The sequence below is a fragment of the Dysgonomonas termitidis genome, assembly GCF_042654545.1.
Taxonomy (GTDB): domain Bacteria; phylum Bacteroidota; class Bacteroidia; order Bacteroidales; family Dysgonomonadaceae; genus Dysgonomonas; species Dysgonomonas termitidis.
Genome location: NZ_JBHSGN010000164.1, coordinates 1 through 14,132 on the forward strand (window position 1 = coordinate 1; position 14,132 = coordinate 14,132).

General features: G+C 41.1%; 9 protein-coding genes and 1 tRNA gene. All 10 read right to left on the bottom strand.

Going from position 1 to position 14,132, the window contains the following annotated elements:
* On the bottom strand, positions 1–1,181 hold a 1,181-nt coding region (locus ACFO6W_RS24890; RefSeq protein WP_380001621.1), incomplete at its 3' end, for a DUF6443 domain-containing protein.
* Positions 1,182–1,193: 12 nt separating this feature from the next.
* Positions 1,194–4,448, bottom strand: coding sequence for a hypothetical protein (locus ACFO6W_RS24895; protein WP_380001623.1), 3,255 nt, complete (start codon positions 4,446–4,448; stop codon positions 1,194–1,196).
* Positions 4,449–4,460: 12 nt separating this feature from the next.
* Positions 4,461–5,615 carry a T9SS type A sorting domain-containing protein gene (locus tag ACFO6W_RS24900; RefSeq protein ID WP_380001625.1) on the bottom strand — a complete coding sequence of 385 codons (1,155 nt, stop codon included), beginning with the start codon at positions 5,613–5,615 and terminating at the stop codon, positions 4,461–4,463.
* A 227-nt stretch (positions 5,616–5,842) separates the two neighbouring features.
* Complete coding sequence (locus tag ACFO6W_RS24905; protein WP_380001627.1) at positions 5,843–6,073, bottom strand: hypothetical protein; 231 nt, start codon at positions 6,071–6,073, stop codon at positions 5,843–5,845.
* A 180-nt stretch (positions 6,074–6,253) separates the two neighbouring features.
* Positions 6,254–6,327 (bottom strand) — tRNA-Arg (locus ACFO6W_RS24910).
* Between the two features lie 91 nt (positions 6,328–6,418).
* Complete coding sequence (gene dapA / locus ACFO6W_RS24915) at positions 6,419–7,312, bottom strand: 4-hydroxy-tetrahydrodipicolinate synthase (protein WP_380001629.1); 894 nt, start codon at positions 7,310–7,312, stop codon at positions 6,419–6,421.
* Positions 7,313–7,395: 83 nt separating this feature from the next.
* A complete protein-coding gene (locus tag ACFO6W_RS24920) occupies positions 7,396–7,905 on the bottom strand; it encodes a DUF6913 domain-containing protein (RefSeq protein ID WP_380001631.1) in 510 nt (169 codons plus the stop codon).
* Between the two features lie 156 nt (positions 7,906–8,061).
* Positions 8,062–9,204 carry a galactokinase gene (gene galK, locus ACFO6W_RS24925; RefSeq protein WP_380001633.1) on the bottom strand — a complete coding sequence of 381 codons (1,143 nt, stop codon included), beginning with the start codon at positions 9,202–9,204 and terminating at the stop codon, positions 8,062–8,064.
* 101 nt (positions 9,205–9,305) lie between these two features.
* The gene (ligA, locus tag ACFO6W_RS24930; RefSeq protein ID WP_380001635.1) at positions 9,306–11,309 is read right to left on the bottom strand and encodes an NAD-dependent DNA ligase LigA; all 2,004 of its coding nucleotides are present in this window, start codon (positions 11,307–11,309) and stop codon (positions 9,306–9,308) included.
* 408 nt (positions 11,310–11,717) lie between these two features.
* Entirely contained in the window at positions 11,718–14,111 is a 2,394-nt protein-coding gene (gene gldG / locus ACFO6W_RS24935; protein WP_380001637.1) for a gliding motility-associated ABC transporter substrate-binding protein GldG, read from the bottom strand.
* Positions 14,112–14,132: the final 21 nt, after the last annotated feature.

The window sequence follows — 14,132 nt, forward strand, 5'->3', positions numbered from 1 at the left end:
CTGTTTAATGGCGAGGCTTCATAGACGGGATAGGAATAAGGCTTCTGGTCGCTGGCATTAGAGGTTATGGCGTTTGTCTTTACGGTTTCGGGCGTCACATAAGCACCATTGTTACCGGAAACAACGGCAGGAAGCCATGCTTTATCTTCCCGCCCGAAAGCGTCGTATTCCTGCAAGCTAATGAGGTCTTTCCTTGCCGATACATCCGTTCCCGGTGTGATGGCTTTCTGTACTGTTTGCACAGGACGTCCCAGGCCATCGAAGTATTGTACCTGGTCGAGGTAAGTAGTCCCCGCTTCATCGGTATAGGTGCGGGTATGGATGTAGTTCCGGTCGGTAGAACCTACACCCATGCCGACAACCGGGACTATGCCTTGTATGGCGGTCGTTATATTCCCGTTCTGGCTGTAGCCTTCCGAGACTACATAATAGGTTCCCGGTGCAAGGTTCGTCATTTTCAGGAAGGACTGTGTCGTAGTCGAACATTTACCCTCCCCACTATAGTCGTCATTGTAGGCAATCCGGGTTCCCGAAGCGTCCAGAAGGTGTACATAGGTATCGGATAAAGCCGAGCCGCAATGCGAGATAACTACATCCATTACAACGGTGGTTGTGAACTTATAAAATACATCGTTGGAGGATTGCCCCGTATAACTGTTCGGGCAACTGGCTGTATTCTGCGTATGGGTATAGGTAAACGAGCCGCTTTTACTACCCAGGTCGTATTCAACCTTTTGGACCGTTCCCTGTATCGTGGTTGTGATATTCCCGTTCTGGCTGTAACCTTCCGAAACCACATAATAGGTCCCTGCCGCAAGGTTCGTCATTTTCAGGTAGGACTGTGTCGTGGTCGAACATTTACCTTCCCCGCTATAGTCGTCATTGGAAGCTAAAAGTCCCCCGGAAGAGTTCAGCAGGTAGACATAGGTGTCGCTGACAGCCGAGCCGCAATGCGAGATAACCACATCCATCGCTGTGGTGGTAGTGAATTTATAATATACATCACTGGTCGAACGTCCTGTGTAATTATTCGTATAGCTGCTTGTGTTCTTCGTATCGGTATAGGTGAACGAACCGCTTTTAGTGCCTAAATCCACAGGGCTGGACATCGTGTTTTGCCCGGACAATGTTCCAACACATAGTATGAGGAACAGGATGATATAAATATATTTTGTATTCATAGCTGTATCTGGTTACTGGTTCTGGTAATGGTAGTCGTATTTCTGGACAGTCTGCTTATTGCCCGAGGCGTCCTTGATATAGGTTTCTTCCAGCCGCCCGAAAGCATCATATTCATAGTAAGTAGTTACACCCGACGGGCCGGTAGCCGTAAGCATCCCTACCAAAGGTTTGTATGTGTAGGTGGTGACAAGGGCGTTAGCCAAAGCTCTTTGCAGGCTACCGTCTTTAAGTTTGGCCTCATTCGGTGTTAATTGCGCGGACAAGGCATCGGTATTGGCTACTGAAAATACCGTTTTTGCTGCAACCTCCACTTCTGTGAATGTGGCATTCTTGATTTCAGCTATCGGGTACTGGCCGCTGTAACTCCAGACCAATATTGTGATAACGCCGTCTTTTGTTATATGCTCAAGGATATTGCCTGATTTATCATATCTTGTGAAGGTATTTTCTGCTATAAAATCATTTCCATTGTACTTGTTCTCAATTGAGGCTATTTCTATATTCTTATTATCATTGAAAAAACTATAGTTATATCTGTTTGTTTCAGCATTAATATTATTCACTTTATTTATCTTTTCAACGGGCTTGTTAATGATATTCAGTTCTTTCATCTTTATATATACAGCATCCGATTTATCATAAGGGTATTTCATTTCTTGTTTTACTTCATTATTTCTACTATCAGTTTGTACTATGTCCGATGGTTGTAAATAGAATGAATTATTATATGAATAGTTCTGAACTACCGTTATTGAATTACCCGTTTTATCCGTTGTTTTAATACTTTTCTTTGCTAAGTATGAAGCTCCGGAAACCAGTTTGTATGCGGAATATTTAAAATCGACTCTTTGGTCATTTAAATTTCTACATTGCGAGTCATACTCCACATATTTTTTCTCTACATGATACGCGGTAATCTTCTTTATGGGCAGAGGTGTATAGTCATTATACTCTTCCCTGACTGAAATGAAAGAATTGTCCCGCTTTTCGTAATCTTTTCTACTTACCAGGAATCCGTATTGATAGTTATCTTCACTCTGGCGATAGGCTTCAAGATAACCTAAAACAGAATGAGCTATGCCAAAGAGGTATTCCGTATACTGTTTTACTTTATATTTATATTCGGAACGAAGGACCGGCTTTGAGTCCTCCATTTTATCAACAATTATATTCTCATATTGTACTACAGGATATGTAACATTTCTTACACTTTGCTCAGATATACCTTCATATACATTATAACAGGAATACATGGGACTAGCAACAACGTCAACGCCAAACAATGGGTCCATGCATTTTATATAAGTCCTGTCAATTTTAAAGTAAGGCCCCGGAGCATCCACCCCTGATGAATTTCCATTTGAATCGGCATATGAGAATTTTTCTTCACTCAATCTCTTCCCATCTGCATCATAATTTTCGATTTTTGCTATTCGGAGTCCTCCCAGCCATTGTTCCAAACTGCTTCCTATTCTTTCCAGCCCTGTATAATTAACAGTGAGAGATGTTCCAACCATGAAATTCACAGGCTTCAAACCGCTAACAGTTATAGTGTAGTTATAAGTGCCGGGTTCCAGTTCGAGTTCATATACACCCGTCATAATCATGTTGCTGTAACTATCTTTCGAGGCGGTACAGTTTCCTTCATTTTGGCATCTGATAAAATCATTTCCATTTCCATCCCAGGTTACTACAGGCTTTCCGTCTTTACGAACTTCTATCTTTGAAGTGTAAAGTCCTACCTCATGGAATGCATATTTATAATTAAATGCAACCCATTGTTTTCTGTCAATAATAAATGATTTGGTAGTGGTTCCGTAACTATCAAGAGCATTAGAAGAGGATAGCTTTTTCTCACCTATCAAATAGTCGGCATTTTCCCTTGCTTTGGCAATATTATTTTCATGGGAAAAAACCGTATATCCTTTTGTCGGGTAAATTATCTTTTTAAGGGTTCCTGTCATTGCTTTTTCTGTCGGTCTACGGTCTGCCGCTTTATAAGCAATAGACAGGTCATAACTGGAATAGCGGGGAAACTTCGTAGTATTGGTCATAATGCCGTTATAATATCCCCAGATATCAACAGCGTTTGAACCACGTGGAGGGAATGTGCCTTTATCATAATATTCAAATTGTCTGTAATCTATTGATGAGTTATCCTTTCCTGAATATTTTATCTTGTCAAGAAAATGTTTATTGTAAAATGAATACTCAAAGGAGTAACTGCTCACTTTATTATTGCTTTTATCAGAAAGCTCAATTGTGCCAAGCAATTGTGCAGTTGTAGATACGCCGTCTCTCCTGTTCATTCCTCCTGAGAATGTGATTCTCCCCTGTTTGGGAATGTCTATAGCTGTTAAATTACTACAGCCTGTAAGATCTACGGTTTTTCCTCCGGTATACTCAATTGTAGGTTCTTTCGTGTATAAGCAATCTGTATGTTTAAGTTTTAATATCGTTGTATATGAAGTGGTGGTATATGATACTTCCCGGGAAGTATTATAAGAGAAGCTGGCCAGCAATTCTCCGCTGGAAGAATAGATACTGCTAAGATACCATGAAACGGGAACTTCCCATCCATAATATTTTATTATATCAATTCCGGCTGTCGGCGAATCCCCGAAAACATACCTGGTGCCTGATTCATCGACAAGTTCCCAGCTACCCGTTGCTAACCTGTTTCCCAGGGGATGTTTCACAATTTTAATATTAGAATGAGGCAACATTCTGAATTCCCCGGTATTGTCTACAAAAAACTTACCTGTCTGCCCGTTAAAATTGAAGGTAAATATATCCGGTTCCGTGTCAAACCCGGCATTAGTAATTTTGTTTAAGAATGCATAATCGTTATCGCTGCTATGTGGCATCAAAGGGGCTTCCGGAAATACATGCCCCTTATTTTTAATGGAATAAGAATAGAATCCGCTTCCTGCTTCATCCCTATATCCCCTTTGTTCTCTATTGATTACGCCTCCTGCTGATAATGCCCATCCTGCACCGATCCAGCTTGTTATTTCGTCTACCTTAATACCGGATGCATGATAATCTAACTGTACATTCAAGGTTACATCTTCGTTCAACTTAATGCTATATAGGGAAATAGAAATATTTACTAATCCATTGTGGTGGCTTACCGGATAATCTCCAAATTTTTGGAGCGATGCGGCATTCGGTGATAAAAAATAGTGAGAATAGTCATTAACGTCCTGTGATTGTATAGTTAGAGCTAAAACCAGCATATATACCAATACAATATATCTTTTCATAGCATTATCTTTTTACTTTTTAATAATTACTTCATTCACAAACACCCCATTCGCCGTAATCCTGAGTACATAATTCTTCGGATGCAGGTTCGAACAGTCTACCGTCTCATAATAAGTGCCCGCCGTTTTGCTTTTAGCTGCTATCTTTTTTACCGGTAGTCCCTCAATAGAGTATAACTCAAACGATACCCTGGCATCCTCTTTGAGTTCATACTCGATGTTCAGCATCGATTCTACCGGATTAGGATATAGCTTACAGCTCATTATATCATCCAGTGTAACTGTTTTTACCGTTGGATCATCTGTCTGATTATTGTTTTCCGTCTCTTTCCATAATTCATCCAGTAAGGCTAAATTTTCGGGGTCGGTTTCCAGGTACAGATGGTCTTGCGGGGGGAAGAAGAAAGCTGTCGAGAAGATTTCGGTACTGTCATTCAGGTTGATATTACGAATTGTCTCAAATACCGGATAACGGTAGCCTTTGCTATACCAGCGGCAGGTCTCAAGGGATTTGCCTTTGCTGTCAGCCTCATTTACCGTGAAACTTCCTTCTGCGGGTATATCATAAATTGTCTGGACGGTCTTTACCCTCAACACAGGGCTGAGCGTATCCCCCGATGGCAGTATCATTCTCCCGTAGGCATCGGCTGTAGTGGTCATAGTTCCCTGTGTGCGGATATCCACCGTGCCCGAATACAGACCTTCCGACTTATAAACAGATGAAACAGTTTGACCATAATTCAATGGGAATTGCATCAGTGTCATTGGAGTAATATATGCCAGCTTGACAGAGGGGTTCTCATGGCCCTGCTGTAGCAGAGAATCATTGGAAAGACGGTAGTAATACATGGTATTATGCTCTGTACCTACTATCAGTTCATTATCCGATACTTTCTTCTTGTTGTAGCGGATATTACCCAGTATATAGACCGAGTCACCTTCCAGCGGTGGCAAGCCATAGGTGAGGGTATATTCATCGTTAACGGTTTTGAGTTTACTAAAGTCCCAAATCCGGTTCACTCCGGCTTTTCCCGGATCTACAAATTCGACCTGTTGTTTTATTAACACATCACCGGGACGGTAATAATTGTGCGAAGTGTTAAGTTGACCGAGGACAGGCAATGCCACCCACAGGGACAGCAAGAAGAAAATTTGAGCAGGCTTCATAGTTAAGATATTAATTATTAATCTTTAAATTACGATTACAAGCAATATTGTATAAAAAGAAATATATCTCTTTCCATCATAGTGATAAATGTCTTCTTCATATTTCACCAACAAAGCATAAAAATAACATAATTTAATTAATATTAAATATATGATAACAGGTTTTAAAACATAAAATTCATATAAAAAAAATGATATGTGCCGGCTACGCCTGGAACTACAAGGATTTAATAGATAAATATTACATCAAGCTCCAAGAGAAAGCTAAAGCGCGTAGAAATCTTCGTCGGTTGTTTCCAGAATCTGCCTTTCACCGCTCTCTTCCGAGTTGATGAAAGCGACAAGCTATAATTATCAGGATCACTGTCGAAATCTACCTTTGTCGGAGATATAAAGTATCCGCCAATGGCAATTTTAAGCCTATCAGGGTTCGGTGTGTATGTTTTAGAGACTTTCATACAAATAATAGGACTGCGCTGTATAATCCGTCAATACGGCCGAATTATAAGCTGATACGGTCCAGTATAAATAATCCTGCTCCTATCTGGCTGAACCGTATCAATACTGAGCGTCATACAAGTACCTAAAACAATAGGCGTGTAAACCATTGATTTACACGCCTATTCATATTTATTTTGTGACCACGGCAGGATTCAAACCTGCAACCTTCTGATCCGTAGTCAGATGCTCTATTCAGTTGAGCTACGTAGCCATTGCTTAATTGCGATGCAAAGGTAAAATAGTTTTATATATTCTCCAAATCTGAAAGGCAGTTTTTCGCAAAAAAATTACCTAAACCTTGATCAGCACTTGATATTCAACTCTATAAGAACATTCCTTATTTGTTCATATGTGGTAATACGCGTTGGCACAAGAGGCAAGCGTAACCTATTTTCAATATATCCCATCATATTCAGCATACATTTCACTCCTGCCGGGTTACCATCCACAAAAAGCAGATTGAATAATTCGTTAAAGCTATGATGTATCGTTAGAGCACTACTATAGTCACCCTCAAGAGCCAGACGTGTCATCCGGCTAAATTCTTTGGGAAAAGCATTCCCTATAACGGAAATAACCCCTATAGCCCCTAAGGTTATCAAAGGGAAGGTAACTCCGTCATCTCCCGATATGACATCAAAATTTTCGGGCTTACGCTTGATGATTTCATCCATCTGGCTCATATTACCCGAAGCCTCTTTCACCGCAACTATATTCGGAAAATCATTAGCGATACGCAATGTCGTATCAGCAGTCATATTTACCCCCGTCCGTCCCGGTACATTATATGATATAACAGGCAGGGACGAAGCCTCTGAAATCGCCTTATAATGCTGATAAATACCTTCCTGCGAAGGTTTATTATAGTATGGCACAACGGAAAGAATACCATCGATACCTGCATAGTCGTTCTTTTTTAGTTTCTCTACGATGGCACGTGTATTATTACCACCTTCACCCAGAATAACAGGAATCCGGCCATTCACACGGCTCACTACCAGTTCCACAATCTGTTTCTTTTCATCTTCGGTCAATGTAGGGGTTTCGGCTGTAGTTCCCAGCACAACGAGATAATCAGTACCATTTTGCAGTTGGTAATCTACAAGACGAAGCAGTGCATCGTAATCTACGCTTTCATCGTCTTTAAAAGGAGTTATCAAAGCAACCCCCATTCCTCTGAGATTTATTCTAGGCATAAAAATAGTTCAAGACATTTATCTTTTCTTCCAAAAAGACTTTCTGCATTTTGTTTGTGCAAAATTAAGAATTAATTTATTCCTCAACGTATATTGTTCAGGTAAAATTTTATCTGCTTATATGTTTCAAGAAGATTTGAATCCTCTTCTTTAAGGATAATAAGGTCGTAAACTTTAAAATCCTGCTCCCTGATGCCGATACAGAATTCAGCAGAATTATTGGCCAGCAGATACAGCAAAGACTTATCGTTCTTTGTCGTCAGGTCCAACAATGTATCATACGACAGTTTTCTGAATTCGTCAATAACCCGGGAAGACAATCCCAACCATTTAGAAATATCTTTCTGACCGATAACCCTTACATCCGGAGGATATGTCAGGCTATCCCCATTTTTCCCCAACTGAACCGTCCATAATATGATATCCTTGCCTTTATCTTTTAAATCCCGGCTGATCTGAAGCACTTCATTCCAGTCTTCACCGGTAAATAGTATAAGGATTTTTTTCATATCGTCCAGTTTATGAAAGATATGTGTACGTTCGTTGCTCTTAAGAGCAGCATGTATCTTCTTTTTAACCTTAAAGCCAAACATATGATTGAATATATGGTTGAAATATTATTTTTATTATTGCATAGTTTGTTGTATTTGTGTTTCAAATCCCCCCGTCTAATACGAACGGGGGGACCCTAAATATTAGTATGTATCAAAAGCCATGAATTTTAATCCATCTAAAATCCGGCCTGATTATTAAAGTTTTCTAGCACCGTCTTTGATTACGACATCGTAGACTTTAGGTTTGATTTTAAACTTTTGTTCATAAGCTTCGGTCGCACGCTTGATAAAGCTATCGTGAAGTTCGTTCTTCACAAGGTTGATTGTACAACCTCCAAAACCACCACCCATCACACGTGAACCTGTCACACCGCATTGGCGGGCTACATCGTTCAGGAAGTCAAGTTCGTCGCAGCTTACTTCATATTTACGGCTCAGTCCGATATGGGTTTCATACATCTTCTTACCCACTGTTTCGTAATCACCTTTCTTCAATGCTTCGCAGGCATCCTGCAAACGCTGTATTTCCTCAATTACGAATTCTGCACGCATATAGTCCTCCGCGCTCACTTCATTGGCCACCTCTTTCAGCATATCCAGTGTCGCATCGCGGAGCAGTTCCACTTCCGGATGATATTTGCGGATATAAGAAGCCGCATTCTCGCACGATTCACGGCGCTTGTTATAAGCTGAAGAAGCCAATTCGTGAGCTACACATGTATTCAATAATACCAGACGATATCCTACCGGATCGAATGGCACATATTCGTATTCCAGTGAACGGCAATCGAGACGGATAAGCGAACCTTCTTTACCAAAGCAAGATGCGAACTGATCCATAATACCGCATTTAACACCTACATAATTGTGTTCGGTAGCCTGACCTATCAATGCCAGTTCGAAACGGTCGAAACCTAAGTTATACATATCATTGATAGCGAAGCCAAAGCAGCTTTCCAAAGCAGCGGAAGAAGACATGCCTGCTCCCAGCGGCACATCACCCGCAAATACACAGTCGAATCCTTCAACTTTCTTTCCGCGTTTGATCATCTCGTTGCATACTCCGAATATGTATTTACCCCACTGCTTGATTGGAATATCGTCCAATCCGAATTCGTCCATTTCCGACAAGTCCATAGCATATGCCCTGATACGGTCCGGTGTACCGTTCGGCTTAATCACGCAATACATAGCTTTATCTATTGCTCCGGGTAGTACGAAACCACCATTGTAGTCTGTATGTTCTCCGATAAGGTTGATACGTCCGGGCGATGTATATGTTACACCATCAGTCCCGTAAAGTGATTTAAATTTTTCTTGGATTGGTTTCAATTCCATGGTTGTTTTTTATTTAGGTTTATAAAAAATAAGTTTCTATTTATTAGAGATACAAGATACGGGTAAACGAGTCACGAGTTGCCTGCACCATTCTTAATCATTCACTTTTCATTTATCATTTCCAGAAACGCGTCCTCTGTTATAATAGGCACACCCAGGCTTTCCGCCTTTTCCAACTTAGCCGGGCCCATATTATCACCACCGAGTATATAATTCGTTTTTGAAGAGATAGAACCGCTGTTCTTTCCTCCGTTTTGTTCTATCATGGCTTTATATTCGTCCCGTGAATGTTTTTCAAAGGTACCGCTGATAACAATTGACAGACCTTTCAGCTTTTCGGTTCGCTGAGAAACGATGTCTTCACTAAGTTCAAATTGTATGCCAAACTCCCTTAGTCTATTTACCACCTCCACATTACTGCTTTCACCAAAATATCTGACAATACTTTGCGCTATCCTGTCACCTATTTCGTCCACTTGCACCAGGTCTTCTGCCGGGGCTGCCATAAGCGCATCGATATCAGGAAATGCGAGAGCCAGCTTTTTAGCCACGGTTTCCCCTACATAACGGATACCCAAAGCATAAAGGACACGGGCATAAGGTACCGAGACCGATGCATGGATACTATCCACAAGGTTTTTGGCGCTTTTTTCCGCCCAGCGTTCGAGACGGGATACATCCTGCCATTTCAATGTGTACAGGTCTGCAATATTATGTATAAGACGCGCGTTGTACAGATGCTCTACCGTCTCCGATCCTCCGGCTATATTCATTGCCTTGCGGGTAAGGAAATGTTCTATACGCCCTTTGATCTGCGGCGGGCATGATATATCATTCGGACAATAATAAATAGCTTCCCCTTCGTCCTTCACCAATGGAGTACCGCATTCAGGACAGTTTTTGGTAAATTCTACCTTTTCATCGAATATTCCTCTTTTCGATATATCCACCCCTGTTATTTTGGGTATGATTTCACCGCCTTTTTCCACATATACCTGATCGTTAATATGTAAATCGAGCAGGTTTATATAATCTTCATTATAGAGGGAAGCACGCTTTACTGTCGTACCCGATAGCTTCACAGGCTTCAGATTGGCAACAGGAGTAACAGCCCCTGTCCTACCCACCTGATAAGAGACAGATTCCAAGGTAGTCACCGCCTTTTCGGCCTGAAACTTGAACGCTATCGCCCAACGTGGAAACTTCGAGGTATATCCGAGATTCCGTTGTTGCGTAAGCGAATTTACTTTCAATACAATTCCATCGGTAGCTACAGGAAGATTCTTGCGCTCAATATCCCAGTAATGAATATAGGCAAATATCTCGTCCAGCGTCTTACACTTCTTCGTTGCATCCGAAATTTTGAATCCCCATTCTTTGGCTTTCATCAGGTTTTCGTAGTGCCCATCAGTCGGCAGATTCTCTCCCAGCATAAAATAAAGGTAAGAATCGAGCTTACGGGTAGCCACTATTTTAGGGTCTTGTTGCTTCAATGTGCCCGAACCTGCATTACGCGGATTGGCAAAAAGCGCCTCTTCCTGCTCTGCCCTTTCCTTGTTCAGATCTTCGAATACAGACCAGGGCATAAGTATCTCGCCACGTATTTCAAATTCGGCAGGATAATCATTGCCACGCAAACGTAATGGAATACTGCGGATAGTACGCACATTGGCCGTCACATCATCCCCCTGTACTCCGTCACCGCGGGTTATCGCCTGTGTCAGTTCACCGTTTATATATGTCAGGGATATGGATGTACCGTCATATTTGAGTTCACAGACTATTTCAAATTCATCGTTCAATCCTTTTTGTACACGGTTGTAAAAATCCGTTACTTCGGCTTCGGTATAAGTGTTGCCGAGTGAAAGCATAGGATATTTATGTCTTACCTGCCTGAACGATTTATTAATATCGCTGCCTACACGCTGAGTCGGGGAATTAGCATCGAAATATTCGGGATGCAAAGCTTCCAACTCAGATAATTCCTTTAATTTTTTATCGAATTCGAAATCAGATATTGTGGGTGCAGACAAAACGTAATAATCATAATTATGTTTATTAAGCTCTTCCCTGAGAGCTTCTATCCGTTGTTTTATATGGTCCATTCTTAATGTTAAAAGTGTATATACAAATATAGTGAGAAATAGGTTTATCAAACAAATAATTAGTTATTTTTCAGAATTGATGGATATATGTTAGCAATAAACGGTTATCAGTTAGCAGTAAACAACGGATGCACATTTTTTCATTCAGGCAATTTCCACCTCTGTAATTCATAGCTATTTTCTAAAAACCTGACAAACCTGACATATTTTACACCTTTTTTCATCTGTCGGTTTTTTCCCCATTTTTCGATTTCACCATAACTTCCCGGAGGAAATAAAAACCTGACAAACCTGACACTTATTATATTTTTCCGTTTATCACCTTTCGTTCAATATTTCAATGAATTATAGACTAACAGCTATACTATTATAGATAAATCAATTCTATTTTAATCAACAATAAAGTTCTTACTTTTCATACTTTCTCTTCCTGTATATAAAAGTTCCTCCCATAAGCAAAGTCATAAACAGGATAGGAAACCCGATATTCAATACCATGTATCTATCCCTGTTATCAAAAGCTTCTTTCTTATTTAACAGATAAAGCCTCTGCCGTTTGGTGCGCAACGCCATCAATCCATCCTCATCAGTCAGCCAGTTAACGGCATTCACAATAAAATCACGATTACCATATTGCTGCTGCGATATACGGTCATATCCCATTGGCAATACCCGGGAGTTTTGCCCCTGTCCCTGTACTTCGTTACTGATAATATCGGAAGACGAAACGATTATCATCTTAGTCTCCTTACTCCGGCCTATAGTTTTATCCCCTCCCTCTATGCTATCGGGGATCAACCGGTTTGTAAACGCCGAAGCAAATGTACCTTCGAGGCTTACCGCTACAGGCACAAACGGCTGATTAAAATAATCTGGTATATCCTGTACACGTTCCACATCAAAATCGATTATTTCAGGTACCTGCATCAAATGGGCATTAGCCGAACTTGTCAGCAATATGGTCTTTTTCACAGCAGGCGAATTATTTACCACATCTACCGAACTGGCAAAACCGGCCTTTACGTCCCTTACATTCTTAGTTACAGGATGATCTGGAGAAGGAATCAGCAGGGGTTGAAAAAAACTGGGCAAGAGTGTCCCTGCCTGTATTTTTTCGTCCGTCATCAGATATGTGGATACACATTGCCTGTCCTGTATCAGGTCCGGGTTTATACGCACCCCGTAGGTAAATAACAGGTCGTCAAGGTTCACATTGTTCTTCATTGTAGCCGATTGCCCTGTCGTGGCTAAATCCTTATGCGAATAGTACACGCCGTCTACCAGCCACAACACTTTTCCTCCATTCATTATATACTGGTCGATAATATACTTTTCGGCCTCGGTATATTCCGATAGAGGGCCGGCAATGATAACCGCTGCAAACCCATCCAGTATTCCGGTATTGTTACCTATTTCGCCACGATCGACGGAGTAATATTTGGACAGTAATTCTTCGGCATCATATACATATGTTCTGGGCAATTCATCATGTCCTTCAATGAATGCTATGGTTTTAGGATTCTCCCGGTTTAGCAGCCGTATAGCATCTGTAAATTCGAATTCAAGACTTTCAACGGATGCATTTAAGTTTTCTTCAGCCGTATTGCCTGCCATATTTTTAAGCAACGAGACTATTAACGTATCCCTCCCGTTTGTAATCTGCGCGTAAGGATAGATCATCTTCCGGCTGGCTTTCCCCTCACGGTCTACTTCGTTCAGCATAACACCGGTCATTCCTTTTGTGGAAAAGGATTCGAATGTATCCTCCATTGACTTGCCGCTTTCATATGGATTTATATATCTGATATGAATATTATCATCCGCAAAGCGGTTAAAATCCGAGAGCAGATCTGATGTAGCATCTTTCAATCGCTGAAAGCCATAATTTAAGTCCCCTGTCAAATAAACATCAACCTTTAATAAACTCCCGTCTCCCACCCGCTCAAGTATATCTTTGGAATAATCACTCAATGTATAACGTTTATCCGCGGTGAAGTCCAATCTGGAATTTGGAGCAAAGAAAAATACTATATTTAAGATCAGTACCGCCGACGCCAAAGCAATCAGCAGTCGCGGTTTATTCTGTTTCAAATATAAAACAGCCAACAAAACGAATACTACCAGATAATTAATCACAACCGCTAAATCCTTGATTTCTATTGCCCCGCGCTGCATCAGATTATAATGCCCCGACAATCCGAAAGAAGCTACCGACGCCTGTATTTTCCCCGAAAGGAAGAAGCCCGATAGCATATCGAACCCATAAAAGGAAAATAAACAAAGGAAAACAGATACGATGAGCGCAACCACCTGATTCTTCGTAATCACCGACCCGAACAAACCGATGGAAATAAATACCGAAGCTATTAATACCAGAGAGATATATGAAGCCATTATGCTATCCAAATCGATATTCCCCACAGGATTCGCCAGCTGATATAAAGAGCAGGCATAAACGGCAGTAGGCAGGAGAGTAACCAATACAAAAACAACAGCAGCCAGAAACTTACTGAAATATATTTCCGAAGCCTTCACCGGTCTCGCCTTCAAAATATCGAGTGTCTTGTTTTTCTTTTCCTCGGAGAACAAGCGCATAGTCAGCGCCGGAATCAACACTGCAAATAACACGGGGGCCAGACCGAAGAAACGGTTCAGATCGACATATCCGCCATCGATCAGATTATACCTACCCGAAAAAGCCCAGAGCATCACTCCCGCTGTTAAAAGAAAGGCCAAAGCATAAAAAGCACCTGCAGCGGAGCAAAAAACAGACTTAAGTTCTCTCAATACTAAAGCTTTCATATATCTTTGTAAGAATACATT

What these genes read in the sequence shown, in the direction of transcription:
- dapA (WP_380001629.1), bottom strand. Translation starts at nt 7,312, where the DNA reads ATGCCTAGAATAAATCTCAGAGGAATGGGGGTTGCTTTGATAACTCCT.
- ACFO6W_RS24900 (WP_380001625.1), bottom strand. Translation starts at nt 5,615, where the DNA reads ATGAAGCCTGCTCAAATTTTCTTCTTGCTGTCCCTGTGGGTGGCATTG.
- ACFO6W_RS24905 (WP_380001627.1), bottom strand. Translation starts at nt 6,073, where the DNA reads ATGAAAGTCTCTAAAACATACACACCGAACCCTGATAGGCTTAAAATT.
- galK (WP_380001633.1), bottom strand. Translation starts at nt 9,204, where the DNA reads ATGGAATTGAAACCAATCCAAGAAAAATTTAAATCACTTTACGGGACT.
- ACFO6W_RS24895 (WP_380001623.1), bottom strand. Translation starts at nt 4,448, where the DNA reads ATGAAAAGATATATTGTATTGGTATATATGCTGGTTTTAGCTCTAACT.
- ligA (WP_380001635.1), bottom strand. Translation starts at nt 11,309, where the DNA reads ATGGACCATATAAAACAACGGATAGAAGCTCTCAGGGAAGAGCTTAAT.
- gldG (WP_380001637.1), bottom strand. Translation starts at nt 14,111, where the DNA reads ATGAAAGCTTTAGTATTGAGAGAACTTAAGTCTGTTTTTTGCTCCGCT.
- ACFO6W_RS24920 (WP_380001631.1), bottom strand. Translation starts at nt 7,905, where the DNA reads ATGTTTGGCTTTAAGGTTAAAAAGAAGATACATGCTGCTCTTAAGAGC.